19 protein-coding genes are annotated in these 26529 nt (G+C 63.7%); 17 read left to right on the top strand and 2 right to left on the bottom strand.

The features are described from left to right. Nucleotides 1-64: 64 nt before the first annotated feature. Nucleotides 65-346, top strand: a complete 282-nt coding sequence (locus M1E04_RS10760; protein WP_296306000.1) for a hypothetical protein — start codon at nt 65-67, stop codon at nt 344-346. Nucleotides 347-357: 11 nt separating this feature from the next. Here M1E04_RS10760 and M1E04_RS10755 read toward each other — a convergent pair whose 3' ends face one another. Further along, nucleotides 358-1185 (bottom strand): EamA family transporter, encoded by an 828-nt coding sequence (locus M1E04_RS10755; protein WP_456292941.1) that lies wholly within the window; start codon nt 1183-1185, stop codon nt 358-360. 77 nt (nt 1186-1262) lie between these two features. Continuing rightward, nucleotides 1263-2168: a transcriptional regulator GcvA gene (gene gcvA, locus M1E04_RS10750; protein WP_456292940.1), complete on the bottom strand. Its 906-nt coding sequence runs from the start codon at nt 2166-2168 to the stop codon at nt 1263-1265. 97 nt (nt 2169-2265) lie between these two features. On the opposite strand from gcvA, the gene M1E04_RS10745 reads away from it, so the two are divergent. The 16 genes from M1E04_RS10745 to M1E04_RS10670 all read left to right on the top strand — a co-directional run bounded on the left by M1E04_RS10745 (nt 2266) and on the right by M1E04_RS10670 (nt 26529). After that, nucleotides 2266-2421, top strand: coding sequence for a hypothetical protein (locus M1E04_RS10745; RefSeq protein WP_456292939.1), 156 nt, complete (start codon nt 2266-2268; stop codon nt 2419-2421). A 796-nt stretch (nt 2422-3217) separates the two neighbouring features. Then, a complete protein-coding gene (locus M1E04_RS10740; RefSeq protein WP_456292938.1) occupies nt 3218-4378 on the top strand; it encodes a transporter substrate-binding protein in 1161 nt (386 codons plus the stop codon). After that, nucleotides 4375-4959: an ANTAR domain-containing response regulator gene (locus M1E04_RS10735; protein WP_065988865.1), complete on the top strand. Its 585-nt coding sequence runs from the start codon at nt 4375-4377 to the stop codon at nt 4957-4959. Before M1E04_RS10740 ends, M1E04_RS10735 begins: the two co-directional genes overlap by 4 nt. Further along, nucleotides 4956-5804, top strand: coding sequence for an ABC transporter permease (locus tag M1E04_RS10730; protein ID WP_265385353.1), 849 nt, complete (start codon nt 4956-4958; stop codon nt 5802-5804). Before M1E04_RS10735 ends, M1E04_RS10730 begins: the two co-directional genes overlap by 4 nt. Continuing rightward, nucleotides 5804-6730 carry an ABC transporter permease gene (locus tag M1E04_RS10725; RefSeq protein WP_065988863.1) on the top strand — a complete coding sequence of 309 codons (927 nt, stop codon included), beginning with the start codon at nt 5804-5806 and terminating at the stop codon, nt 6728-6730. The genes M1E04_RS10730 and M1E04_RS10725 overlap by 1 nt, the downstream gene beginning before the upstream one ends. Before the next feature lie 26 nt (nt 6731-6756). Beyond that, nucleotides 6757-8364 carry an ABC transporter substrate-binding protein gene (locus M1E04_RS10720; RefSeq protein WP_456292937.1) on the top strand — a complete coding sequence of 536 codons (1608 nt, stop codon included), beginning with the start codon at nt 6757-6759 and terminating at the stop codon, nt 8362-8364. A gap of 77 nt (nt 8365-8441) precedes the next feature. Continuing rightward, a complete protein-coding gene (locus tag M1E04_RS10715; RefSeq protein ID WP_065988861.1) occupies nt 8442-9389 on the top strand; it encodes an acetamidase/formamidase family protein in 948 nt (315 codons plus the stop codon). Beyond that, nucleotides 9386-11128 (top strand): ABC transporter ATP-binding protein, encoded by a 1743-nt coding sequence (locus tag M1E04_RS10710; RefSeq protein ID WP_456292936.1) that lies wholly within the window; start codon nt 9386-9388, stop codon nt 11126-11128. Before M1E04_RS10715 ends, M1E04_RS10710 begins: the two co-directional genes overlap by 4 nt. Nucleotides 11129-11390: 262 nt before the next feature. Next, the gene (locus M1E04_RS10705; RefSeq protein WP_456292935.1) at nt 11391-12113 is read left to right on the top strand and encodes a thermostable hemolysin; all 723 of its coding nucleotides are present in this window, start codon (nt 11391-11393) and stop codon (nt 12111-12113) included. Beyond that, nucleotides 12103-13584, top strand: a complete 1482-nt coding sequence (locus M1E04_RS10700; protein ID WP_456292934.1) for an AMP-binding protein — start codon at nt 12103-12105, stop codon at nt 13582-13584. Before M1E04_RS10705 ends, M1E04_RS10700 begins: the two co-directional genes overlap by 11 nt. Further along, entirely contained in the window at nt 13581-14276 is a 696-nt protein-coding gene (locus M1E04_RS10695; protein ID WP_456292933.1) for a TenA family transcriptional regulator, read from the top strand. Before M1E04_RS10700 ends, M1E04_RS10695 begins: the two co-directional genes overlap by 4 nt. After that, on the top strand, nt 14263-15072 hold the full coding sequence (locus tag M1E04_RS10690; protein ID WP_456292932.1) for an SDR family oxidoreductase: 810 nt from the start codon (nt 14263-14265) through the stop codon (nt 15070-15072). Before M1E04_RS10695 ends, M1E04_RS10690 begins: the two co-directional genes overlap by 14 nt. Continuing rightward, nucleotides 15069-15710 carry a tetratricopeptide repeat protein gene (locus M1E04_RS10685; RefSeq protein ID WP_456292931.1) on the top strand — a complete coding sequence of 214 codons (642 nt, stop codon included), beginning with the start codon at nt 15069-15071 and terminating at the stop codon, nt 15708-15710. Before M1E04_RS10690 ends, M1E04_RS10685 begins: the two co-directional genes overlap by 4 nt. 10 nt (nt 15711-15720) lie before the next feature. Next, complete coding sequence (locus M1E04_RS10680; RefSeq protein ID WP_455912923.1) at nt 15721-16383, top strand: response regulator; 663 nt, start codon at nt 15721-15723, stop codon at nt 16381-16383. Beyond that, complete coding sequence (locus M1E04_RS10675; protein ID WP_456292930.1) at nt 16380-17756, top strand: ATP-binding protein; 1377 nt, start codon at nt 16380-16382, stop codon at nt 17754-17756. The genes M1E04_RS10680 and M1E04_RS10675 overlap by 4 nt, the downstream gene beginning before the upstream one ends. Nucleotides 17757-17883: 127 nt before the next feature. Next, nucleotides 17884-26529: a GH36-type glycosyl hydrolase domain-containing protein gene (locus tag M1E04_RS10670; RefSeq protein WP_456292929.1), complete on the top strand. Its 8646-nt coding sequence runs from the start codon at nt 17884-17886 to the stop codon at nt 26527-26529.

Here is a 26529-nt window from a genome sequence, read left to right as displayed (position 1 = left end):
GATCGGCTGCACATCCGTCCCGCGCCCTGTCAGCCCGCGACCGATGTGCTCGCCTGGAGGCCCCATGAATCTGCACACGCCCCTGACCGACGATACGGGCTCTGCCCCTCAGCAGGACTGGTTCTCAGAGGAGCACCGCGCCCGGATCGACGAGCTGATTGCCAGGCTCAACACCAGTGACACTCGGGAGAGCGTGTCGCGATATCACGCCATGGCCGAGGGGTATTTGTTGGGACTGCTGGACAGCTATCACGTGAGCGTCGAGCACCACGACGCCGTACGCCAATACCTGCACAACCTGGCCATTGCGCGGTTGAAGGCGGTGAAACCGAAGCTGCGCAAGTGAGCCTGCACGGCTCAGCCAATAATGATCGTGCCGGCCGCAATGACTACGCACGCGAGGATCTTGCGTACGGTCAGCGACTCGCCCAAAAACAGATACCCGAGCAATGCGGCAAACAGCACGCTGGTTTCGCGCAGTGCCGACACGGCCCCCATCGGCGCAAGAGTCATCGCATAAATGACGATGCCGTAAGCAAGCAGCGACACCACGCCTCCGCCCAACGAGGCGACCAAACCGGGCCGGACCGTCAGCAGACTGCGTGCGCCCCGCAGACCGATGTAAGTGATCGGCATCAGGACACCCCACAGGGCGCACATCCACACGGTGTACGCCATCGGCGCGCCGGACAGACGCCCGCCGATGCCGTCCGTCACGCTATAGGCCGCAATGAAACAGCCGGTGCCCAACGCATACGGAAGGCTGGCCGTGTCCAGTTTCCGGCCTTTGAACGCCAGAGAAATAATCCCCGCTGACACCAGCGCAATGCCGATCATCGCGCCGGTCTCGACCACCTCCCCCGCAAATAGCGACGCACACAGCGTAATCAGCACCGGCGATGAGCCCCGGGAGATCGGGTAGGTTTGCCCGAGGTCGCCGCTGCGGTAGGTGCGCACCAGAAACAGGTTATAGCCGACATGCAGCAGCGCAGAGAGCACCGCGTAAGGCCAGCTCTCCGGCGCCGGGGCGTCCATGAACAGTGCCCCGGCCAGGCTGACGATGGCCACCGCCACGCACATGATGGTCATTGACCAGAGCTTGTCATTGCCGCCGCGCAGCAACGCGTTCCAGCTGGCGTGCAGCAGAGCGGCGAAGAGGATTAACAGAATGATATGAGTCGGCATGGGGCGGATCTTAGTCAGGCTGACCCACAAAACGGAAGCGAAGTCTGCTCATCGAATCATGAGCAATTGCTCATGCCTCAGCCATAACTAAGCCCGGCTGCGGTCGACTCCCTGATCACCCAGTCGCGAAAACTTGCCACATGGGGCTGCGTTTCGACCCCCTTCGGGCAAACGAAGTAATAGGCCACCGGCGAGGGAAACGGCACGTCGAACAACCTGATCAAACTGCCCTCGCGCAGCTCTTTCTCCACGTGGCCACTTCGAACAAGAGCGATGCCCTGCCCTAACAAGGCCGCCTCCACGGTCATGTTGGTGTCGGGAAAACGCACGCTCTCCTTCAGCGAGGTGACGCCCAGGCCGATGTTCTGAAACCACACCTCCCATTTGGGCACCAGGTCGGAACCGTCCCGGGCCAAAAGCGGATAGCGCAACAGCTCGGCCGGCTCCCGGGGCATGCCGAAGCGCTTGAGCAAGTCGGGGCTCGCCACCGGAAAGATGTGCTCCCTGAACATGAATTCCGAGTGCAGCGCGGGGTAGTTGCCGCCGCCCAGGCGGATCGCCACGTCGGCCTCGCCGCTGGCAAAGTTGATCGCGGTGTCTGTGCTGTCCAGCGTGACGAGGATTTCCGGGTGCAGCTGGGACAGATTGGGCAGGCGCGGCAACAGCCATTTCAGCGCGTAGGAATAGGTCGTGCTGACCTTGAGCCTGACCCGACCGTTCTCTTCCCGGAGGTCCGCAAGCGTCGCCTCCAGGTTCATGAAAAAAGTCCGCACGATGGGCGCCAGCGCTGCACCGGCCGGCGTCAGGCTCAACGTCTTGCCACGCTGAAACAGCTGCACGCCCCAGATGTCTTCCAGATTTTTTAATTGGTGACTCACGGCACTTTGGGTAACGTGCAGCTCCTCGGAGGCGGAGGTAAACGTCCCGTGACGGGTGGCGACTTCGAAGGCGCGCAAGGTGGCGGTGGGTGGCAGGTCTCTCATTTCATCGGGCCTCGCGGGCGTGAACGCAGCGGCTCACACCATGAATGACGGCTCATGGTAGAACATTATTCATATCGACAGAGGGAACGACTTACTCATGACCGGGCAGATCATCTACAGCGTGAAAGGCGAGAGCGACGAACTCAAGGCGGCAGTCACCAACGCTCAGGCCACTTTCAAGTTCTTCTGGCGCGAAACCGCCAAGCCCATGACCGCGCCGGAGCCTGCTTTTCGGGAAGGCCGCCAGCGTTAAAGTGGTGCCTGCCGAAGAAGGCCGGACGCTCATCAGTCATCGATATTGAACCAGTGCGCTCAGTCAGCGACAGTGGGTGAAAAACCAGGTGCAGGACCGGCTTTAGCCGGGAAAGCATCAGGTGTCGCACCGCAAGGTTGATGGCGTTCAGACTGGCCTCTTCCCGGCTGAAGCCGGTCCCACTAAAGCACCCCGTGCAATCAGTGAAATCGAGTGCCTACAGTGATGCAGGACCGGCTTTAGCCGGGAAAGCATCAGGTGTCGCACCGCAAGGTTGATGGCGTTCAGACTGGCCTCTTCCCGGCTGAAGCCGGTCCCACTAAAGCACCCCGTGCAGTCAGTGAAATCGAGTGTAGACGCAGAGGTAGGACCGGCTTTAGCCGGGAAAGCGTCAGGTGCCACAGCGCAAGGTTGATGGCGCTCAGACTGCCCTCTTCCCGGCTGAAGCCGGTCCTACCAAAGCGACGCGTGCCCTTGATGAGACTGAGTGTGAACTCGGGTGTAGGACCGGCTTTAGCCGGGAAAGCTTCGCGCGATGCGCCGCATCCGCCCTGCTCCCCTTTGAGGCTCTTTAGCAGCGAGCGCCCCACGGCGGAGCATTCCCAGGGAGGCAATCGACGATGAGGCTCGTAACGTCGGAGGTTTTCACTTGGCACGCTTATTTCATGCTCAACGCAAACGGCAAGCCGGACCCCGATCCTTAAGTCTCGTCCACATACGCGCCTCGAATGCGCCAGGTATCGAAGCCTGATCGACCCCCACCGGGTTGATCGGGCTTTTTTTATGGAGGCTGTTCATGCCGAACCTTTTGACTCCCGACCTGCGCCCCACCGTTCAGGTTGGCTTTCTGCTCTCGACCGAAGGCACCTACCGGCGCATGGGCCGCAGTGCCTTGCTCGGGTTGCAGGACGCGCTCGCCGAAGTCAACGCCGACACCCGGCGCAGCGTGCGACTGGAGGCGATCTGCATCGACCCCCAAGGCGACCCGGCGGGCTACCGCCGCGGCATCGCGCAGTTGCTGAGTGCGGGGGTCCGGCACATTTTCGGCACCACGCTGTCGGCGAGCCGCAAGGAAATCATCCCGGACCTGGACCAGCACGGCGCGCTGCTCTGGTATTCGAGCCCCTACGAAGGTTACGAAAGCAGCGAAAACGTCTTGTACCTCGGCGGATGCCCTAACCAGACGCTGCTGCCGCTGCTGCGCTACGCCTTGAGCCAGTTTGGTCGGCGGGCGTTTCTGCTCGGCTCCAACTACGTCTGGGGCTGGGAAAGCAACCGCATTGCCCGGGAAGTGCTGGAAGCCAACGGCGCTGAAGTGCTCGGCGAAAAGTACTGGCACCTGGGCGCGACTGGCTTCGACACGCTGATCGAAGGGCTGATTCAGGACCCGCCGGCGTTCGTGCTGAACAACCTGGTGGGCGAGTCTTCCTACGCCTTTTTGCAACAACTGGATCGGGCCTGCGAGCGCCAAGGCCTGCGCCTGCCGGTGCTCAGCTGCAACCTCACCGAAGCGGAGCTGGATGGGGTGGGCCCGATGCAGGCGCTGCGGCTGCTGTCGTGCGGGCCGTTTTTCGAAACCCTGAATCCGGCGTTTTGCGAGGGGCAGCAGCGTCATGGTCCGCGCACCTGTTCGCATTACTACACCAGCGCCTACACGGCGCTGAGGGTGTTCGCCGACGCCTTGCACGCCAGCGAAGATGCATCGCCCAAAGCGATTTGCGAGCACCTTTACGGGCACCCGGTCGCCAGCGTGCTGGGCACCGTCAGCCTGTCGGCGCGCAATCATCACAGCGCGCTGGCCAGTCATATCGCTGAACTGCGCGATGGGCGCTTTCATGTGGTGCAGTCGGCGCCTCATGCGATCGCCGCCGACCCCTATCTCACTGTTACGGATGTACACGACGATGGGGTCGACCGACACGCCATCCCGGCGCCGCGCTTGAGGATCGTCAAATGAACACACGCGCCTTTCCTGCTTTCGACCAGGGCCACTTGCTGCTGATCGACTGCGATGAACGCAGTCAGGGCAATCTGGGCAAAAGCCTGCAACGCCTGGGGATTCACTCGCAGGTGCTCGAGCACGACGCGCCCTGTGACACCCGGGGCTGTTTCGCGGCGATCCTTGAGATAGAACATTTCGCCAGCCCACTCGCCGTTCAGGCCCTGAACGCGGCCAGCATTCCCATCGTCGCGCTGACGGCTCACGAAACCCTGTCGCAAATCCAGCGGGCACTGCAGCTCGGCGCGACGGCGTTGCTGAACAAGCCCATCAGCCAGGGCTCGGTCTACACCACGTTGATGATGGCGGTGGGATTGCGCGACCGTCAGCGCGCCGATGCCGAACAACTCAACGAGCTGCAACAGCGCCTGGCGCTGCGTCCGCTCATGGCCCAGGCCCTGGCGCGCTTGATGGTGACCCAGCGCATCAACGAGGCGACGGCGTACGAGCGCTTGCGCAGTCTGTCGATGCAGCTCAATCGTCCGATCGAAGCACTGTGTGTGGAACTGCTCGCGGCGCGGGACGAGGACCGCGCATGAACACCCTCAAAGCCCTGCTGCGTCGGCCGGCCGTGGCGGTTTCGCTGTTGTTTATCGTCACCGTGGTGCTGCTCGCGGCGCTGGCCCCGTGGCTAAGCCCCTTCGACCCGGACGAGCAATTCGTCGAGGGGCTGACGATGGAAGGCGCACCGATGGCCCCGGCCACGCCGTACTGGATGGGCACCGACCTGCTTGGCCGTGACCTGCTGTCGCGGTTGATCTTCGGCGCGCGCACCTCGCTGTTCATCGGTGTGCTGGCCAACGGGCTGGCGGTGCTGATCGGTACGCTGGTGGGCCTGACCGCAGGCTTTGTGCGCGGCTGGCTCGGCAGCGTGTTGATGCGCCTGACCGACTTGATGATGGCCTTCCCTGCGCTGCTGCTGGCGATTGCCCTGTCGGCGATTTTCCAGCCCAGCGTGTGGATCGTGGCCATGGTCATTGCGATGGTCAACTGGGTGCAGATCGCCCGGGTCATCTACGCCGAAACCGTGGCGCTCAGTGCGCGGGACTTCGTTGCCGTGGAGCGCACCCTCGGCGCCAGTTCCCTGCGCATTCTGTTCTCGCACCTGTTGCCCCATCTGCTGCCAACCATTCTGGTGTGGGCGACGCTGGGGATTTCCACCACCGTTTTGCTGGAAGCCACCTTGTCGTACCTGGGCGTGGGCGTGCAGCCACCGACGCCGAGCTGGGGCAACATCATTTTCGAGAGCCAGACGTACTTCACCTCGGCCCCGTGGCTGGTGTTCATTCCCGGCGCCGCGATCATCCTGCTGTCCCTGGCGTTCAACCTGGTCGGCGACGCCCTGCGCGACGAACTCGACCCCACACTCAAGGGGCGTCGCTGATGCTGCCGTTCATTTGCCGCCGGGTCGGTTATGCGCTACTGATTCTGCTCGGCGTGACCTTCATCACCTACCTGTTGCTGTTCCTGCTGCCTGCCGACCCTGCGCGGCAAATCGCCGGGCGCAGCGCCACGCCTGAAGTGGTCGCGGCGATTCGGGCGCAACTGGGCCTGGACCTGCCCTTCTATCAGCAATACCTGAGTTATCTCGGCAACCTGCTCCACGGCGACCTTGGCCGCTCGTACATCCAGCGCACCGCCGTCAGCGAACTGATCGGCGCGCGACTGCGCCCGTCTCTGGAACTCATGGCAGCCGGGATCGGTTTCGAGCTGTTGATCGGCATCAGCCTGGGCATGCTCGCGGCGCTCAAGCGCGACAGCTTCGCCGACAAGCTGCTCATGGCGTTTTCCTTTGTTGGTGTGTCGGCCCCGCAGTTCATCGCCGCCATGCTGTTTCTGTACTTCTTCGCCGTGCAACTGGGCTGGTTCCCGCTGGGGGGCTATGGCGGCGCCAGCCATTTGATGTTGCCGGCGCTGACACTCGGGCTGCTCGGCAGTGGCTGGTATTCACGCATGGTCCGCTCTTCGATGATCGAAGTGCTGCATCAGGACTTCATCCGCACCGCACGGGCCAAGGGCCTGAGCCGGGCGCGGATCGTGTTCGTGCACGTGCTGCCCAACGCGATCGTGCCGGTGATCCCGATGATTGGCATCGACATCGGCGTGTTCATGGGCGGGCTGGTGGTGGTCGAGTCGGTGTTCGGCTGGCCGGGCATCGGTCAGCTCGCCTGGCAGTCGATCCAGCAAGTCGACATCCCGGTCATCGTCGGCGTCACCACGCTGTCGGCGGTGGCCATCGTGCTGGGCAACCTGCTGGCGGATCTGGTGATCCCGCTGGTGGACCCGCGCATCGATATCAAGCAGCACTGAATCCATCAACACAACGGGGCACAACAATGAAAATCAACGCGCTGACCCTGGCCGTGGCGGCCACGCTGTTTACTACGCCACTGTGGGCCGACACGCCGAAAAGCGGCGGCGATGTGGTGGTGACCTACCAGAACGATGTGGCGACCCTGGACCCGGCCATCGGCTACGACTGGCAGAACTGGTCGATGATCAAAAGCCTGTTCGGCCGACTGATGGACTACAAGCCCGGCACCACCGAACTGGTGAAAAGCCTGGCCGAGGACTACAGCATTTCTCCGGACGGGCTGGTGTACAGCTTCACCCTGGTCAAGGGCGTGAAATTCCAGAACGGCCGTGAGCTGGTCGCCAATGACGTCAAGTATTCCCTTGAGCGCACCGTCAACCCGAAAACCCAGAGCCCGGGCGCCGGTTTCTTCAGCTCCATTGTCGGTTACGACGACGTGACCGGCGGCAAAAGCACGACCCTCAGCGGCATCAAGGTGGTCGACGACCTGCACCTGACCATCACGCTGAGCGCACCGAACGCCACCTTCCTGCACATCATGGCGATCAACTTCGCCTCGGTGGTGCCCAAAGAAGCGGTCGAGCAATGGGGCGCCGACTTCGGCAAGCACCCGGTGGGCAGCGGCGCGTTCAGCCTGGCCGAGTGGAAACTGGGGCAGAAACTGGAACTGGTGAAGAACCCTAATTACTTCCAGAAGGGCCTGCCCTATGTCGACAAGATCACCTTCGAGATCGGCCAAGACCCTACCGTCGCGCTGCTGCGCCTGAACAAGGGCGAAGTGGACATTGCCGGCGACGGCGTGCCGCCCGCGCAATTCCTGCAGTTCAAGAACGACCCGGCGTCCAGGCAGTTGCTGGTCACCGGCAACCAGTTGCAGACCGGCTACGTGACGCTGAAAACCACCCTGCCGCCGTTCGACAACCTCAAGGTGCGCCAGGCGATTAACATGGCCATCAGCAAGGAACGCATCGTGCGCATCATCAACGGTCGCGCGGTGCCGGCCAACCAGCCGCTGCCGCCGGCGATGCCGGGTTATGACACCCAGTACAAGGGCCTGCCCTACGACGTCGAAGGCGCAAAAAAACTGCTGGCCGACGCTGGTCCCGCCAAAGGTTTCGACACCGAGTTGTACGTGATGAACACCGACCCGCAGCCGCGCATCGCCCAGGCGATCCAGCAAGACCTGGCCAAGGTCGGCATCCGCGTGCAGATCAAGTCCCTGGCCCAGGCCAACGTGATTGCCGCCGGCAGCTCCAAGGATCAGGCGCCGATGGTGTGGTCAGGCGGCATGGCCTGGATCGCCGACTTCCCGGATCCGTCGAACTTCTACGGCCCGATTCTCGGTTGCACCGGCGCGGTCGAAGGCGGCTGGAACTGGTCGTTGTACTGCAACAAGGCGCTGGATGAACGCGCCGCCAAAGCCGATGCCATGGCCCGTCCGGAACAACAGGCCGAACGCACCGAGGCGTGGAAGAAGATCTTCACCGACGCCATGGCCGACGCGCCGTGGGTGCCGATCTTCAACGAGCAACGCTTCACCGTGCGTTCCAAGCGCATGGGCGGCGACGACGCGCTGTACGTTGATCCGGTCCACGTGCCGGTCAACTATGACTCCATCTGGGTGAAGTGATTTCCCTTGGCCTGTCCCCAGTAATCCCGCTGGAACAGGCCATTGCGCCTGACCCCTTAGCCACGAGGACCGCACCCATGTGCCAGAACTGCCTGGTCAAGACCATTCACAGTGTCAACAGCCACTTCGGCTGGGACCACCGCTTTACCCCGGTCGAGCGCGTCGCGCCCGGCACCACCTTGCAAATGAACTGCCGGGATTCGTCCAACGGCTATTTCACCGCGCAGTCCCAGGCCGCGGACGTCAGCGTCATGCCCTTCGACCAGATCAACCCGGTCACCGGTCCGATCTACGTCGAGGGTGCCGAGCCTGGCGACATCCTGAAAATCACCCTGGACAGCTTCAAGCCCGGTGGCTTCGGCTGGACCGCCAACATCCCCGGCTTCGGCCTGCTCGCCGACCAGTTCCAGGCGCCGGCGTTGGCGCTCTGGCACTACGACACGCAGACCCTCGCCCCCGCCGCCTTTGGTGATTTCGCCAAGGTGCCGCTCAAGCCGTTCGCCGGCACCGTCGGCGTTGCACCGGCCGAGGCCGGGCTGCATTCCATCGTGCCGCCGCGTCGGGTCGGCGGCAATCTGGACATCCGCGACCTGGCGGCAGGGAGCATCTTGTACCTCCCGGTGGAAGTCGCCGGCGCGTTGTTTTCCATCGGTGATACCCACGCGGCCCAAGGCGATGGCGAGGTCTGCGGCACCGCCATCGAGAGCGCCATGGACGTGGTGGTCACGCTCGACCTGATCAAGCAAACGCCCTTGGCCACGCCGCGTTTCAGCACGCCGGGACCGGTGACCAGCCACCTGGACAGCGCCGGCTACGAAGCCTTCACCGGCATCGGCCCGGACCTGATGCAGGCCGCCCGCCAGGCCGTGGCCAACACCATCGACTGGTTGTGCCGCGAGCACCGCATGCCGGCGGAACAGGCGTACATGCTGTGCTCGGTGTGCGGCGATCTGCGCATCAGCGAAATCGTCGACCTGCCGAACTGGGTGGTGTCGTTCTACTTTCCGAAAGTGGTGTTCCAGTGAAGCCAGACGATCAGCCGAGTCTGTCGGTGGAGCGGCTGAGCATCGACGTCGGTGGCGGCGTGTCACGGCGGCGAGTGGTCGATGAGTTGAGTTTCGCCCTGTACCCGCGCCGCACTCTTTGTATCGCCGGTGAATCGGGCAGTGGCAAATCGCTGTCGTCCCTGGCGATCATGGGCCTGCTGCCCAAGGCGGCCAGTGTTCCCGGTGGCGCGATCCTGTTCGACAACCGCGACCTGCTGAGCCTGCCGGAACGGGACCTGCAACGCCTGCGTGGCAAGCGCATCGGCATGATTTTTCAGGAGCCGATGACGTCGTTGAACCCGCTGCTGACCGTCGGCCAGCAACTGGCGGAAACCCTGCGCCGGCATGAGGCGTTGAGTCGCAGTGAGATTCACCAGCGCTGCCGGGCCATGCTTGACGCCGTACGCATGCCCCAGGTCGACAAGCGCCTGACCCAGTACCCCCACGAGTTATCCGGCGGCATGCGCCAGCGGGTGATGATCGCCATGGCAATGCTCTGCCAACCGGAAATCCTCATCGCCGACGAGCCGACCACCGCACTGGATGTGACCATTCAGGCGCAGATTCTTGAACTGATGCGCGAGTTGCAGCAGCAGTTCGCGACCAGCCTTCTGCTCATTACCCACGACATGGGCGTGGTCGCCGAGATGGCCGATGAAGTGGTGGTGATGAATCAGGGCCGCATGGAAGAGCGCGGCTCCCTGCATCAGGTTTTCACCGACGCGCAAGCGACCTACACGCGTAAATTGCTGGCCGCCGTGCCGGTGCTGGGCAGTGCGCCGCCGTCTGATGTCATGACGGAACAGCCGGTAGTGCTCGCGGTTCAGGACCTCAGCGTGCGCTTCCCTTTGCGCCACGGCTGGTTCGAAACCCCGCGCACGGTGCACGCGGTCGAGGGCGTGAGTTTCGAGCTGCGTCAGGGCGAAACACTGGGGCTGGTGGGCGAAAGCGGCTGCGGCAAGTCCACCACCGGCAAGGCCTTGATGAACATGCTCAGCTATCAGGGCAGCGTGAAATTGCTGGGGCAGGAACTCAACGGTTTGCAGGGTGACGCATTGCAGCGGGTGCGCCGCGACGTGCAGATGGTGTTTCAGGACCCGTACGCTGCGCTCAATCCGCGCAAGACCGTCTTCGATCTGGTGGGCGAGCCGCTGCTGATTCACGACAAGATGCCCGAACCCCGGCGGCGCGAGCGTGTGGCGCAATTGCTGCAGCAGGTCGATCTGCCACGGGACGCCCTTCAACGCTATCCCCATCAGTTTTCCGGTGGGCAACGCCAGCGCATCTGCATCGCCCGGGCGTTGGCACTCAATCCCAAAGTCATCATCGCGGACGAATCGGTGTCGGCGCTGGACGTGTCGGTTCAGGCGCAAGTGCTGGCGCTGCTGGAACGGCTGCGCGCCGAGCATGGGCTGAGCTACCTGTTCATTTCCCACGACATGGCCGTGGTCGAACGCATCTGCCACCGCGTGGCGGTGATGTACGGCGGCCGCATCGTCGAAATCGGCGCCCGCGACCAGGTGCTGCACAATCCGCAGCATCCTTATACCCGCCGCCTGCTCGCCGCAGTGCCGGTACCGGAAGTCGGCCGGCGCCGGGATTTCAAGAGCCTGCTCAAAGAGCTGGAACGGCCTGACCCGATCAAGGCAGCGGATTTTGTCGCGCCGGTGCAACGGTTTTCGGCGGTGGCGGCGGATCACTGGGTGGCGGTGGAGTGATAAAAGCGGTGACCGCTTAACGCTTTTCAGCCGACCACGGCAGCATGCGGCCCAGGGTCTTGTCGCGGACCATGCCGGGACGCTCGCTGAGTGGGGGGATGTTTCTTGATGCCGCGAACCTTGAGGCCCCTGCCTTAAGGCAGTCTGAAGACGTCGCAAAGATCAGCAGGAAAGCCAGGCCAGGCAAATTTCTCACCTTCAGACTTCGTTAAGAATCGACCCCGATACTCCACCCCATCACCACTGGGGAGGAGCCACACCCATGCAGGGTCTGGACTGGAATAACCGATTACCACCGAACTCAATGCCGTCCAGCGCGCTGCCTCTGGATTTCCTGCCTATGGAATTCGGCGCGGCGCAATCACCGGCGCTCTCGCTCAATCGTGCGCTGTCTCAGGAGCCACTGCGCGACGCCTACGAGACGTTCATCCAGCATCGCTTCCGCCAGGCGCACAACGCCGAGATCCGTAGCTTCATGCCGGAGTTGTTCGGACTCCACGACAACACCGGCACGCTGTGTGCCGTGGCCGGCGTGCGTGTGGCGACCTCCGGGCCGCTGTTCCTGGAGCACTATCTCGACCAGCCCGTCGAGCAGATGATCGAAGCCCGTGCCGGCCGGCCGGTGGACCGTCAGGGCATCGTCGAAGTGGGCAACCTCGCCGCCAGCAACCTGGGCAGCGCGCGGCTGAGCATCATCGCCGTGACCTGGCTGCTCGCCATGAGCGGCCTGGAATGGGTGGCCTTCACCGGCAACGCCGGACTGGTGAACAGCTTCAATCGCCTCGGCCTGCGTCCCCTCACGCTGTGCCTCGCCGACCCTCTGCGCTTGGGTGAAGACCGGCACGCCTGGGGCAATTACTACGACTCTCAACCCAGCGTGCACGTCGGCGACATCCGCTCCGGGTTCCTGCACTTGAGCAGCAGCGGCGTGTTTGAACGCTTCGGGTTGCCCCTGACCCTGGAGGACAGCTGCCATGTCGCCTGAACTGAGCAGATTCCGCCAACGCATCGCTGATCTCGCCGTCGGGCAGCCCGATGCGTGTGCGCTGTGGGGCGACGACCTGAAACTGAGTTATGCCGAGCTGGACGCCGAAATCAATCTGCGCCAGGAGAGGCTCAAGGACCTCGACGCCAGAGTCGTGGCCCTTGCCCTTGAGAATGGCCCGGACCTGTTGATCTGGGACCTGGCGATTCTGTTCGCAGGACTGGCCTGTGTGACGCTGCCGCCATTCTTCAGCGCAGCCCAGCGCCGTCATTGCCTGGAGCAGAGCCAGGCTGACGTGGTCATTGCCGACGACGAGTACGCCAGTGAACTCGCCTCCTCGGCATTCCGTCATGAGGAGGGGTTCTGGCTGCGCACGAACCGTCAGCCGTCGCCCCTGCCCGAGGGCACGGCAAAGCTCACGTTTACCTCTGGCACGACCGGCACCCCCAAAGGCGTCTGCCTGGACGCCACCAGCGTGCTGACGGTGGCCATGGAGGTGCAGCGCGCCAGCGAGTCTCGCCAGCCCGCCCACCACCTTTCACTCTTGCCTCTGGCCATTCTGCTGGAAAACGTGGGCTGCTATGCCGCGCTCTACGCCGGGGCGATGCTGAGCCTGCCAAGCCAGCGAACCCTGGGCATTCAAGGGGCCAGCGGTGTGGAATTGCCGCGTCTGCTGTCTACTTTGGCGGTGCGCCAGCCCCACAGCATGATCCTCGTCCCGCAGCTGTTGTTGCTGCTGGTCAGCGCTTGCGAAATGCGCGCGTTCAACCCGGCAGCGCTGCGTTTCATCGCGGTGGGCGGCGCCAAAGTCACCCACGAACTGTTGCTGCGCGCCGAAGCCCTTGGCATTCCAGTGTACGAAGGCTACGGCCTGTCGGAGTGCGCGTCGGTCGTGGCCCTCAACCGCCCGGACGCCCACCATCCCGGCAGCGTTGGCAGACCCCTGCCCCATGTGCAGATACGCCTGGCCGAAGACGGTGAGGTCCTGATTCGCGGGTCGCGGATGCTGGGCTATCTCGGCGAGGCAGAACCCATACCGGAGTGGTGGCCGAGCGGTGATCTTGGTGAGTTTGACGCCAACGGTTACCTCTACCTTCACGGCCGCAAGAAGCATCAGTTCGTGACCAGCTACGGTCGCAACATAAACCCCGAGTGGGTCGAGGCGGAGCTGACCCAGCGCGGCCTGATCGCTCAAGCCTTCGTCTACGGCGAAGCCCTGTCACGCAATCATGCGTTGGTGTGGCCGCTGCGCCCCGACACCACCGACCTGCAGATCAAACAGGCTGTCGAGCAGGCCAACCAGGCACTGCCGGACTACGCACGCGTCCACAGCTGGACCCGTCTCGATCAGCCCTTCACCGCTGCCAATGGCATGGCCACCGCCAACGGCCGACCCCGGCGCGACGCCATTCTGGCGAACTACCGACATCTTTTCACCGAGCCCACGCGAGCAAAGGATCTTCAATCATGAGTTTTTTCCAAACGCTGCAAGACGCCACCCGCACCGAGCGCGAGACCCTGTTCAACCTGCCCGTCATTCATCAGGCGCTGCACGGTGAAGTCTCGCTGGAGAGCTATCGCGCCTTCCTGACCCAGGCCTACTACCACGTGCGGCATACCGTGCCATTGATGATGGCCTGTGGCGCGCGGCTGCCTTCCCGGCTGGAATGGCTGCGGGGCGCGGTGTGCGAGTACATCGAGGACGAATACGGCCACGAGCAGTGGATCCTCAACGACCTGCGCGCCTGCGGTGGCGATGCCGATGCCGATGCCGTGCGCGAGGGTACGCCCGGTCTGCCCATCGAGCTCATGGTCGCCTACCTCTACGACCTCATCGCCCGGGGCAACCCGGTGGGACTGTTCGGCATGGTCAACGTGCTGGAAGGCACCAGCATCGCCCTGGCGACCCATGCCGCCGGCAGCATTCAGCAGCGCCTGGCACTGCCGGCCACTGCGTTCAGTTACCTGAGTTCCCATGGCAGCCTCGATGTCGGCCACATGGAAACCTATCGCACGCTGATGGACCGCCTTGACGATCCGGAGGATCAGGCGGCCGTGATCAAGGCCTCGAAAGTGGTCTACGGCCTGTACACCGACATGTTTCGTCAGTTACCCCTCGCCCATGCCGAACCGTTGAAGGAGCTCGACCATGCGGCTGTCTGAAGCGCGCGTGGTGCTGACCGGCGCCAGCGGCGGCATCGGCATGGCCATTGCTCAGGCGCTGTGCAGCCATGGCGCCGAAGTACTCGCCGTCTGCCGCCATCAGGAGCCGCTGTTGCCGTTGCAACAGCAGTACCCGCATCTACTGCACTGGGTGAAGGCCGATCTGACCACCGCCGAAGGTCGTCAGCACGTGTTGATGACGGCGCAAGCGATGAACGGGGTGAACCTGCTGGTCAACGCCGCCGGCATCAATCATTTCGCCATGCTGGAACAGCTGCCAGGGCACGAGATCGATTCGATGCTCGACATCAACCTGAACGCGCCAATCCAGCTCACCGGCCTGCTGTTGCCGCTGCTGCGCCAGGCCAGCCGCGCCATGGTGGTGAACGTCGGCTCCACCTATGGCTCGATCGGCTATGCCGGTTACGCCACGTATTGCGCGAGCAAGTTTGCGCTGCGGGGGTTCTCCGAAGCGCTGCGCCGTGAGCTGGCGGATACGCGGGTCGGCGTGCTGTACGTCGCGCCCCGCGCTACCCGCACAACGATGAACAGTCCCGCAGCGCGCGCCCTCAACTCCGCCCTGAAAACCACCGAGGACGATCCGCAGACAGTCGCCGCCGCGGTTGTTCGCGCCATTGTCGGCAATCAGCGCGAGCTTTACATGGGCTGGCCTGAACAGTTCTTCGTACGCCTCAACAGTCTGCTGCCTGCCGTGGTGGACCGCGGGCTGCGCAAACACCTGCCCCTCATTCGCCGCTTCAGCAGCGCCACTCACGAAAAGAGCACCAAGCCATGAAACGTCTACTCGTCGTACTGCTCGCCACCCTCGCCCTACCGGTATGGGCACTGGATGCACCGGACAAGCAACGCCTGACCGGGATTCAGCAGGAGTGGGCACGGATTCAATACCAGTTGCCGGAAGACCAGCGCGTCGCGGCATTTGAACAGTTGGCCGCCACGTCCGCCGCTTTCACCCAGCAGCGTCCCGCCGTCGCCGAGGCCTGGATATGGTCGGGCATTGTCACCAGCAGTTGGGCCGGTGCCCAGGGCGGACTGGGTGCCCTGAGCAAAGTCAAAACGGCCAAAGCCGACCTCGAGAAAGCCATGACGCTGGACCCCAATGCCTTGCAAGGCTCCGCCTACGCCAGCCTGGCTGCGCTGTACGATCGAGTGCCCGGGTGGCCCATCGGGTTCGGCGCCCCGGATAAGGCCCAAGCACTCCTGGAGCAGGCGCTCAAGCTCAATCCCGACGGCATCGATCCGCTGTACTTCTGGGGCGATCATCTCTACCGCCAGGGTCACTATGCCCAGGCGAAGGACGCGCTGGAGAAAGCCTTGCTCGCCGCCCCTCGACCTGGCCGGGAAGTGGCGGACAGTGGACGCCGTAAAGATATCCAGCTATTGCTGGTGGACATAAACAAGAAACTGAAATGACGGAGCATTCATGCGTTTGCTGCTGGTTGAAGACGATGTCGCCCTCGGCGAGGGCATTCATCAGGCGTTGAGTCGCGAAGGCTACACGGTGGACTGGGTGAAAGATGGCGCCAGCGCCCTCCATGCCTTGTTGAGCGAGGTCTTCGATCTGGCCATTCTCGATCTCGGATTGCCCAGGCTGGACGGCCTGGCGGTGCTGAGGCGCCTGCGTGAAAGTGGCTCGGCGCTGCCGGTGCTGATCCTGACCGCACGGGACGCCACCGAAGACCGCATTGCCGGCCTCGACGCAGGGGCCGACGATTACCTGATAAAGCCCTTTGACCTGTCCGAACTCAAGGCCCGCCTGCGGGCGCTGTTGCGGCGCAGTGCCGGGCGCGCGCGGGTCACGATCGAGCACGCGGGCATCCGCCTGGACCCGACCACCCAGCAAGTCAGTTACAAAAATGATCCCGTCGCCCTCACCCCCAAGGAATACCAGCTGTTGTACGAACTGCTCTCGCCACCGGGCCGGGTGATGACCCGCGAACGCTTGATGCAGTTGCTGTACGGCTGGAACGAAGAAGCAGAGAGCAACACCCTCGAAGTGCACATCCATCACCTGCGCAAGAAGTTTTCCAGCGAGCTGATCCGCACCGTACGCGGCGTCGGCTACTTGGTGGAGGATCGCCCGTGACGTCGATCCGCCGCCGCACGCTGACCCTGATCCTTGGACTGGTGCTGATCGGCCTGCTGATCCTGACCCTGGTCAACCTCCATGACAGCAACCACGAAATCGCCGAAGTCTACGATGCCCAGCTCGCCACCAACGCCCGGTTGCTGCAGGGCGTGATGCGCATGCCCCTGGCGCGGCAGGAGCATGCGCAGTTGTACCAGGCGTTCAATCAGGCCCTGGCTCAGGCCGAACCGCGAGTCGACGGCCACCCCTACGAGAGCAAAATCGCCTTTCAGGTCTGGGACCTTCAAGGCCGGTTGCTGGTGCACACCCCCAGCGCACCGACCCTGACCCATGCGCCTCAATACACCGGCTTCAGCGACATCAATGATCTGGGCAAACATGAATGGCGCACCTTCGTGCTCAGGGACGAGCAACACGACCTGGTGATCTGGGTTGGCGAGCGCGACGACGTGCGCTCGGACCTGGTCAACCGCATCGTTCGCCACACGGTTATCCCCAATCTGATCGGCAGCCTGCTGCTGATGGGCGCGATCTGGCTGGCCATTGGCTGGGGCCTCAAGCCGCTGGCCGATCTGGCCGCCACCCTGCGCGGTCGTCATCCGGGCTCTCTCGAACCCTTGCAACTGGCGCCCCTGCCCAGCGAGCTGGAACCCATGCAAGCGGCCCTGAACCGATTGCTCGGACAGATTCAGGAGGTGCTGAGCCGTGAACGACGCTTCATCGCCGACGCCGCCCATGAAATGCGCACGCCGCTGGCGGTGCTGCGGGTGCATGCACAGAACGTCCTCGAAGCGCGCGACGACGCGCAGCGCAATGAGTCCCTGAGCTACCTGATCGTGGGCGTTGATCGGACGACACGCCTGGTCAATCAGCTGCTGACCATCGCACGACTGGAGCCCGGCGCGGGCCCCGTACCGACGCGCAGCGCTGACGCGGTCGCTGCCGTACGCGACAGCCTGGTGCAGATGACGCCGTGGGTATTGAGCCGAGGGCTGGAACTGGTGTTCGAATGCGCTGAGCCGTCCCGTGAGGTGACGACCGATTTCGCTGCCATCGACATCGCGCTGCAAAACCTGTTGACCAATGCCGTCAATTTCTCGCCTGCAGGGGGTCAGGTGAGTGTGACCCTGGGCTTCGGCGATGGCGCTTTCCGGCTCAGCGTCGCCGACGAGGGGCCTGGCATCGACGAAGCCGAGCGGGAGCGCCTGTTCGAACGCTTTTACAGCCGCGGCAATGATCAGGGCGTCGGCTTGGGCCTGACCATCGTGCAAACCATTGCGCGGCGCCTGGGCGGGGAAATCATCATGGAGAACCGCGCCGGGAAAGGCTTGCGCGCGACGCTATGTGCGCCAGCGAACAGACAGCCCTGAGAAAGCGTACTCACACTGTCGTGGTCTGAACGCATCGTTCACCAGGGCACATCAGTGCCGGCGCTCCGCTGCGCACACCGCCCAAAACGCTGCGTCCGCCGGAGTGCAAGTCATTTCAGGGAAACTAATGACGAGCACATGGACACGCACCAAACAGGCGATCTCACGGGTCAGGCTGGCGGGTCGCGCCGGGGCCCACCCGAAGCTGGCGTTCGCCTACGAGCGACTGCTGCGCGCCGAACTCTTCAACGCCGACCAGATGGCCAGCCACGGCATAGACCTGGCCACTCAGCATCAGCTCGGTGCAGTGACCACGCGGGACTTCCTGCTGGGCAGGCTGGATGACAACGAGGCATTGCTCAAGGAAAGCTGCAGCGCGTTGACTGAGGCCCAGGCCTCCGACCGCCGGATCACCCCCGCCGCCGAGTGGCTGCTCGATAATTTTTTCCTGATTGAAGATCACATCCGCACAGCCAGGTCGCACCTGCCCCAAGGTTACAGCCGTGAGTTGCCGCGCCTGAGCAATGGGCCCTCCAGCGGTTTGCCGAGGGTGTACGACATTGCCCTGGAGACCATTTCCCACGGTGATGGCCGCTTTGACGAACTGAGCCTTACGCGCTTCGTGGTGTCGTACCAGACGGTCATGCCGTTGGCGCTGGGCGAGTTGTGGGCCATCCCGATCATGCTGCGCCTGGCGTTGATCGAAAACCTGCGGCGGGTGGCCTCCCGGGTCATGGCCAACTGGGACGATCGCAATCTGGCGGATGACTGGGCCGAGCGGCTCATCGAGGTGTCCGAGCACGACGTGAAAAGCGTGGTGCTGACTGTCGCTGACATGGCCCATTCGTCCCCGCCCACGACCGCTGCTTTCGTTGCCGAGTTCGCCCGTCGGTTGCAGGGTCAAAGCGCTGCCCTGGCGCTGCCGCTCAACTGGATCGAGCAGTTGCTCGCCGAGACCGGTTCGAGCATCGAGCGGCAGGTGCAATTCGATGCGCAGCAGCAGTCGGCGGATCAGATGTCCATCAGCAACAGCATCGCCAGCCTGCGCCTGCTGTCAGCGACCCCCTGGCGTGAATTCGTCGAAGGGATGAGCCATGTCGAGCAGACCCTTCAACAGGACCCGGCCGAGGTCTATCCGCGCATGGACTTCGCCACCCGCGACAGCTATCGCCACGTCATCGAACGGCTGGCCAGGCGCAGTGGACGCACTGAAATGTCCGTCGCGCAGACCGTTGTGGCGCTGTCCCGAGAACACCGGGACGCGTCAGCCGGAGACGATCTCGCCCGCCATATCGGGTATTTCCTGGTCGGCCCCGGCATTGGGGTGCTCGAGCAAAAGCTGGGCGCCCGTGTGCCCTTTCACGAACGCTGGAAACGCCTGCTGCAAAGCTCACCGCTGACGTTTTACCTGGCACCTGCCGGTGCCCTGACCATTATTTTTGCGCTGCCGCTGCTGTCTTCGGCACACCGGGACGGGCTGCCTGATCTCGCGCTCATCGCACTGGCAGTGCCCTGCCTGGTCATGACCAGTCGCCTGGCCTTCAGCCTCATCAACTGGCTGGTCACCTTCAGTCTGCTGCCCGCCATGCTGCCGAAGATGGATTACGCCAACGGGATTCCCGATGAAGCGCGCACGCTGGTCGCCATTCCGACGCTGATCGGTTCGCGCGCGGACGTCGACGACCTGGTGGAAGGCCTGGAAGTCAGGTTCCTCGCCAATCGCGACAGCAATCTTTTCTTCGCGCTGCTGACCGACTTTCTCGATGCGCCGGCCGAAGTGCAGGCAGCGGATGCAGACCTGCTCGACTATGCTGCGGCGGCGATCAACCGACTCAACGGCAAGTACGCGGACGAACTGCCCGCGCGGTTCTTCCTGTTTCACCGCCCGCGCCGCTGGAACGCCAGTGAACGCGCCTGGATGGGCCACGAGCGCAAACGCGGCAAGCTGACTGACCTCAACGCCTGGCTGCGGGGTGCGGACGAGAACCGTTTTACCACCATCGTGGGCGACACCTCTGCCCTTGGCGCGGTGCGTTATGTGCTGACCCTGGATACCGACACGCTCCTGCCGGGAGAGGTTGCCCGCCAGTGCGTGGCCGCCATGATGCACCCGCTGAACCGCCCGGTGTTCGACGCGCGACGTGAGCGTGTCATTTCCGGGTACGCGCTGTTGCAACCCCAGGTCGGCATCAGCCTGACCAGCACCCCCCGCTCGATCTATTCGCGCCTGTTTGGCAGTGGCGGCGGCGTTGATCCCTACACCCGGGCGGTCTCGGACATTTACCAGGACCTGTTCAAACAAGGCTCGTTCATCGGCAAGGGCATCTACGATGTCGACGCGTTCACCAGTGCGCTGGAGGGCTGTCTGCCGGACAACCAGGTCCTCAGTCACGATTTGATCGAGGGCTGCTACGCCCGGTCGGGCCTGCTCAGCGATGTGCAGTTGTACGAGCAATACCCGTCTCGCTACAGCGTGGACGTCAAGCGACGCCATCGCTGGATTCGCGGCGACTGGCAGCTGATCCCCTGGATTCTGCCCTGGACCCTGAATACCCGCGGCCAATGGGCACGCAACCGTCTCGATGTCATGGCCCGCTGGAAGATTCTTGACAATCTGCGCCGCAGCCTTGAGCCGGCGGCAGTGTTGCTGATGCTGGCCTGGGGCTGGTTCGCCAGCAGTGAACCGCTGGCCTGGACCTTGGCGGTGGTCGGCTTGTTGGTCATGCAACCGTTGCTCAGGACCCTGACCGACGGGTTGCAACCGCCGTTGAACGTGCCTTACCGGCAATACCTGGCCGCGCTGTGCAGGAGTCTGGGGCAGGACCTCGCCCAGATCGCTGCCACCGTCGCATGGTTGCCGTTCGAGATGTATTACAGCGTGGGCGCCATTGCCCGTTCGCTCTGGCGCATCCTGTTCAGCCGTCGCCTGTTATTGCAGTGGCAACCCTCCCGGGAAGTGGAGCGCAACACGCAGAACCCGCTGCCGGGGCTCTACCGCGAAATGTGGGCAGGCCCTGCCCTCGCCCTCTGCGGGTTGGCCGGTTTGATGAATGACCCGCTGGCTCTGCTGATTGCCATGCCGTTCCTGCTCGCCTGGGCTGCCGGCCCCTGGATCGCCTGGCGCCTGAGCGCGATGCCGGAAAATGCCGTGTTCGAGCCCTCGGTGGACGCACTGCGCTTCCTGCAGGTGCTCTCGCGGCGGACGTGGGCGTTCTTCGATGACTTCGTCGGGCCCCAGGACAACTGGCTGCCCCCTGACAATGTTCAGGAGGAGCCGAAATCGGTAATCGCCCACCGGACCTCGCCGACCAACATGGGCATGGCGCTGCTCGCGCATCTGGCCGCCCACGACTTCGGTTACCTCAGCACCGACCGACTGCTGCAGCGCTTGTCCGCATCGCTGGACACCATGGACAGCCTGGAGCGGTACCAACGACATTTCTACAACTGGTATGACACGCAGACACTCAAGCCCCTGCGCCCTCAGTACATCTCCACCGTTGACAGCGGCAACCTGGCCGGGCACCTGCTGACCCTGCGCGCCGGCTTGATCCAGCTGCCCGACGCTGCGATGTTCGATGCCGCCATGCTCAAGGGCCTGCGCATCACGCTGGACACGCTGCTTGAAACGACGGACACCGCTGGCACGTTGACCGCGCTCTACCCCCTGCTCGACGAGCCCGCCGGAGCCGATGACACCGGTGCGCTGTTGACGGCGTTACAGACCGTCCGTGCCCGGGTTGCAGCCATGGCAGCCGGTGGCAGCGAAGACAGCGTGTATTGGCAAAACGCCTTGCTCGCGCAGTGTGATGACTGGCTCGCGGCCCTCGAACGTTATCGACTGCCGCCGCCTTTGGCCGGCCGCCAACCCCGTCGCCGCACACTGCGGGCGCTGTCCCGGCTGGACGAAGCTGACTGGGCTGCGGAGGATCACCCGCGCATAGCAGCAGTGCGCAGAACGGCCCTCGACGCGATCGCCCGGATCGATCGCCTGATTCTGCTGACGAGCGATCTGGCGCAGATGGACTTCTCCCTGCTCTATGACAACAAGCGCGACTTGTTCGTGATCGGCTACAACGCCGACGAGCGTCGTCTGGACACCGGTTATTACGACTTGCTGGCGTCAGAAGTGCGCCTGACCAACTTCGTGGTGATCGCACAGGGGCAGATTCCCCAACGGGCGTGGTTCACCCTCGGGCGACTGCTCGGCGACTCCGCTGGCGTACCGACCTTGATGTCCTGGTCCGGCTCGATGTTCGAATACCTGATGCCCATGCTGGTCATGCCTAACTACGACGGCAGCCTGCTTGACCAGACCTGCCGAGCGGCGGTGGCCGTGCAAATCGAACACGGCAAACGTCTGGGCATCCCGTGGGGGGTGTCGGAATCGGGCTATTACACACTGGATGCGCACTTTAATTATCAGTACCGGGCGTTCGGCGTTCAGGCCCTCGGCCTCAAGCGCGGCCTGGGCGACGACGTGGTTGTCGCGCCTTACGCCAGCGTCCTGGCCTTGATGGTGGACGCCGACGCGGCCTGCAAAAACCTGCAGCGTCTGGCCCGCAAAGGCGCCTGCGGGCGCTACGGATTCTACGAGGCGGTCGATTACACTGAAGCGCGTCTGCCGCGAGGCCAGCGTTACGCTTGGGTGCAGTCCTTCATGGCGCATCATCAGGGGATGAGCCTGCTGGCCTTGACCAGCGTGCTGCTCAACCAGCCGATGCAACGGCGGTTTGAGTCGGACCCTACCCTGCAATCGGCCCTGCTGCTGTTGCAAGAGCGGGTGCCGAAAGTGGCCGCGCCTTACCTGCAAACCGCCCAGCAGCCCGCCGCCAGTGATACCGGCGCCGGGCAAGAGAACGACCTGAGGGTGTTTGCCAACCCGGGGCATAAGCGCCCGGCAGTGCAATTGCTCTCCAACGGCCGGTACCACGTCATGCTCAGCAGCGCCGGCGGCGGGTACAGCCGCCTCGACAACATGGCCGCCACCCGCTGGCATGAAGATGCGACCCGGGACAACTGGGGCATGTTCTGTTACTTGAGAGACGTTGCCACGGGCGCCGTCTGGTCCAGTGCCTTTCAGCCGACCTTGCACCGGGCCGAGAGCCACGAGGCTATTTTCAGCGATGCCCGCGCCGAGTTTCGCACCCGGGAACTGGGTTTCGACACCCACATGGAAATCGTCGTCTCCCCTGAAGACAACATCGAACTGCGGCGCCTGCACGTGACCAACCGCGGGGAGTCTGCGAAGACGCTGGAGATCACCACCTACGCGGAAGTGGTGCTGGCGTCACCGGAAACGGACGCCATGCACCCGGCGTTCAGCAAGTTATTCGTGCAGACCGAATTGCTGCTGCCGCTGCAAGCCATCGTCTGCAGCCGTCGCCCGCGGGCCAGCGATGAACACACGCCGTGGATGTGCCACCTGCTGGCGGCCCATGGCGTTGATATCCAGGCCATCTCCTACGAGACCGACCGCGCACGCTTCATTGGCCGAGGCCGCAGCACCCAGTCGCCGGCCGCGCTGGACCCGGACTGCGAGCAACTGTCAGGCAGCGCCGGCCCGGTCCTGGACCCGATTGTCGCCATCCGTTGCCGGATTACCCTGCAGCCCGGGCAGCAAGGCACCATCGATCTGGTCACGGGCGTGGCGGACAGCCGCGAAGACTGCCTCTCGCTGATCAACAAGTACCGGGACCGACACTTGGCGGACCGGGTCTTCGATTTGTCATGGACCCACAGCCAGGTGCTGCTGCGTCAGCTCAACGTTTCCCCCGCCGACGCCCGTTTGTTTGAACAGATGGCCTCTTCCCTGATTTACGCCAACGCAGGCTTGCGCGCCGACAGCACCGTGCTGACGGCCAACCTGCGCAATCAGCAGGGCCTGTGGGGGCAGTCGATTTCAGGCGACCTTCCCATCGTGCTGTTGCAGGTCAGAAGCCTTGAGAACATCGAGCTGGTCCAGAAGATGATTCAGGCCCACGCCTACTGGCGTCAGAAAGGCCTGCTGACGGACCTCCTCATCTGGAACGAAGATCAGGTGGGTTATCGCCAGCAACTGCAGGACGCGATCATGGGACTGGTCACGTCCGGCAGCGAAGCCACGCTGGTGGATCGGCCGGGCGGCATATTCGTGCGTATGGCGCAGCAGATGTCCAACGAAGACCGCACGCTGATCCTGTCGGCCGCGCGGCTGGTGTTTTCCGAAGGCCTGGGCACCCTGGCCGAACAGGTTCACCGCCGCCGCGTGGTGCGGGTGCACGCGCCGTTTGTCGCTACCGTGGTTCATGTGCCAGCGCCATTAAAGGCCCTTGCGCCGTTGCCCGTTTCGCTGCCACTGAGCAACGCTTACGGTGCGTTCAGCCAGGACGGCGACGAGTACATCATCAACGCCCCGGCCTCCCATCCCACGCCAGCTCCTTGGGCCAACGTGATTGCCAATGCCCAGATGGGCACGGTGGTCTCGGAGTCCGGCAGTGCTTACACCTGGGCTGAAAATGCCCACGAATACCGTTTGACTCCCTGGCACAACGACCCGGTGAGCGACCCCGTCGGCGAGGTCATTTACCTGCGCGATGAAGACACCGGCCACTTCTGGTCGGCCACCCCGCAACCCGCTTCGGGCACTGGCGCTTACCGAACCCGCCACGGCTTTGGTTACACCGTGTTCGAGCACGAGGAAGACGGCATCCACAGCGAGCTCTGGGTTTACGTGGCGCTGGATGCACCGATCAAGTTCTCCAGGCTGGTGCTGCGCAATGTCTCGGGGCGTGAGCGCAACCTGACGGTGACCGGCTATGTGGAGTGGGTGCTGGGCGATCTGCGCAGCAAATCAGCCATGCACGTGGTCACCCATTCGGATCCTGCCAGCGGCGCACTGTTTGCGCGCAACGCCTGGTCGGTGGAATTCAGCGAGCGCGTGGCGTTTTTCGACACCGACACCGTCGATCACAGTGTCACGGCGGACCGTACCGAATTCATCGGACGTTGCGGCAGCCTGCGGTCGCCCGCCGCGATGCGGCACAAGGGGCTGTCGGGAAAAACCGGTGGCGGTCTGGACCCGTGCGCTGCGATACAAGTGACGTTGGCGCTAGCACACGGGCAAGGCACCGAAGTCATTTTGCGCCTGGGTGCGGAGAAAAATCCCCAGGCAGCCACCCAGTTGGCGCAACGCTACAAAGGCGTGCAGATGGCGGCGGAGCAGTTGCAGAAAGTCAAAGACCACTGGCGTTCGGTGCTCTCGGTGGTTCAGGTGAAGACCCCGGTACCGGCCCTGGACGTGATGCTCAACGGCTGGTTGATGTACCAGGTGATCGCCTGCCGGTTTCTCGCCCGCAGCGGTTATTACCAGTCGGGTGGCGCCATCGGCTTTCGCGATCAGTTGCAAGACAGCATGGCGATGATTCATGCCGATCCGGCGGCTGCGCGGACGCATCTGTTGCTGTGCGCCAATCATCAATACGCCGAGGGCGATGTTCAGCACTGGTGGCACCCTCCCCTCAATCGAGGCGTGCGCACGGCCTGCTCCGACGATTTCCTGTGGCTCGTCGCCGCCACCAGCCGCTACGTCGAGGTCACCGGTGATCTGTCCGTGCTGGACGAACCCGCCGGCTACCTCGAAGGGCGCGCGCTGGGGCCGGGGGAAGAATCCTATTACGACCTGCCCGGTCTCTCTCCCTTGCAGGAGCCGCTGTATCGGCACTGTGTCCGCGCCATCGAGCACAGCCTGAGCCGTGGCGAACACGGTCTGCCGCTGATGGGCAGTGGCGACTGGAACGACGGCATGAACCGCGTGGGCTATCTCGGCCGGGGTGAAAGCGTCTGGCTGGGCTTCTTCGGGTGCCATGTGCTTGAGCGCTTTGCGCGGGTCGCCGAACGCCACGGCGACAGCGAATTCGCTGCACGTTGCGGTGAACAGGCGAAACAGCTGCGCGACAACCTGGAAGCGTCTGCCTGGGATGGCGCGTGGTATCGCCGCGGCTGGTTTGACGACGGGCAACCTCTGGGCTCATCAGTCAACGATGAGTGTCGGCTGGACTCCATCGCCCAGAGTTGGTCGGTGTTGTCCGGCGCCGGATCACCCGCCCGGCAGCAACGGGCGATGCAAGCGGTGGATCAGTACCTGGTCAAGCCGGATATCCGTGCGGTCCTGCTGCTCGATCCGCCGTTCGACAAGGGTCTGCAAGACCCGGGCTACATCAAGGGTTATGTGCCGGGCGTGCGCGAAAACGGTGGGCAGTACACCCATGCGGCGGTCTGGGCGGCGATGGCGTTCGCGCACTTGGGCGACACGGCCAAGGCCTGGCAATTGCTGCACATGATCAACCCGGCCGACCCCCTCAACAGCGCCAGGATCGACACGTATAAAGTCGAACCCTATGTGATGGCGGCCGATGTCTACGGCACTGCACCCCATGCGGGGCGCGGCGGCTGGACGTGGTACACCGGCTCCGCTGGCTGGATGTACCGGTTGGGCGTCGAGTCACTGCTGGGGCTTCAGCGCAGCGGCAACCTGCTGCAGCTGAAGCCGTTGATGCCGGAGGACTGGCCGGGGTTCAACCTGAGTTACCGCTTTGCAGGGACGCAGTACCACTTCGAGGTGGTCCGTGGCGAGACGGCCGGCAGCTCGATGACGCTGGATGGCACGCCGGTGGACGGAATGACACTGACGCTGGTGGACGATGGCGTGGAGCGCTGGGTTCGCATCCAGTGCGGCGGTTCGCAGCCGGCAGCCCCCAAGCCGGTGGATTACGCGAAAGCGGCCGATGATTGA

The organism is Pseudomonas sp. AK106 (assembly GCF_053903055.1).
The sequence above is the reverse complement of the archived record's forward strand: the minus strand, read 5'-3'. Positions and strand labels throughout refer to the sequence as shown.

Excerpts from the sequence above, each read along its gene's own strand:
- M1E04_RS10760 (WP_296306000.1), top strand. The coding sequence starts at position 65 with ATGAATCTGCACACGCCCCTGACCGACGATACGGGCTCTGCCCCTCAG.
- M1E04_RS10705 (WP_456292935.1), top strand. The coding sequence starts at position 11,391 with ATGCAGGGTCTGGACTGGAATAACCGATTACCACCGAACTCAATGCCG.
- M1E04_RS10700 (WP_456292934.1), top strand. The coding sequence starts at position 12,103 with ATGTCGCCTGAACTGAGCAGATTCCGCCAACGCATCGCTGATCTCGCC.
- M1E04_RS10670 (WP_456292929.1), top strand. The coding sequence starts at position 17,884 with ATGACGAGCACATGGACACGCACCAAACAGGCGATCTCACGGGTCAGG.
- M1E04_RS10735 (WP_065988865.1), top strand. The coding sequence starts at position 4,375 with ATGAACACACGCGCCTTTCCTGCTTTCGACCAGGGCCACTTGCTGCTG.
- M1E04_RS10720 (WP_456292937.1), top strand. The coding sequence starts at position 6,757 with ATGAAAATCAACGCGCTGACCCTGGCCGTGGCGGCCACGCTGTTTACT.
- M1E04_RS10740 (WP_456292938.1), top strand. The coding sequence starts at position 3,218 with ATGCCGAACCTTTTGACTCCCGACCTGCGCCCCACCGTTCAGGTTGGC.
- M1E04_RS10730 (WP_265385353.1), top strand. The coding sequence starts at position 4,956 with ATGAACACCCTCAAAGCCCTGCTGCGTCGGCCGGCCGTGGCGGTTTCG.
- M1E04_RS10680 (WP_455912923.1), top strand. The coding sequence starts at position 15,721 with ATGCGTTTGCTGCTGGTTGAAGACGATGTCGCCCTCGGCGAGGGCATT.
- M1E04_RS10745 (WP_456292939.1), top strand. The coding sequence starts at position 2,266 with ATGACCGGGCAGATCATCTACAGCGTGAAAGGCGAGAGCGACGAACTC.
- gcvA (WP_456292940.1), bottom strand. The coding sequence starts at position 2,168 with ATGAGAGACCTGCCACCCACCGCCACCTTGCGCGCCTTCGAAGTCGCC.
- M1E04_RS10715 (WP_065988861.1), top strand. The coding sequence starts at position 8,442 with ATGTGCCAGAACTGCCTGGTCAAGACCATTCACAGTGTCAACAGCCAC.
- M1E04_RS10685 (WP_456292931.1), top strand. The coding sequence starts at position 15,069 with ATGAAACGTCTACTCGTCGTACTGCTCGCCACCCTCGCCCTACCGGTA.
- M1E04_RS10755 (WP_456292941.1), bottom strand. The coding sequence starts at position 1,185 with ATGCCGACTCATATCATTCTGTTAATCCTCTTCGCCGCTCTGCTGCAC.
- M1E04_RS10695 (WP_456292933.1), top strand. The coding sequence starts at position 13,581 with ATGAGTTTTTTCCAAACGCTGCAAGACGCCACCCGCACCGAGCGCGAG.
- M1E04_RS10725 (WP_065988863.1), top strand. The coding sequence starts at position 5,804 with ATGCTGCCGTTCATTTGCCGCCGGGTCGGTTATGCGCTACTGATTCTG.
- M1E04_RS10690 (WP_456292932.1), top strand. The coding sequence starts at position 14,263 with ATGCGGCTGTCTGAAGCGCGCGTGGTGCTGACCGGCGCCAGCGGCGGC.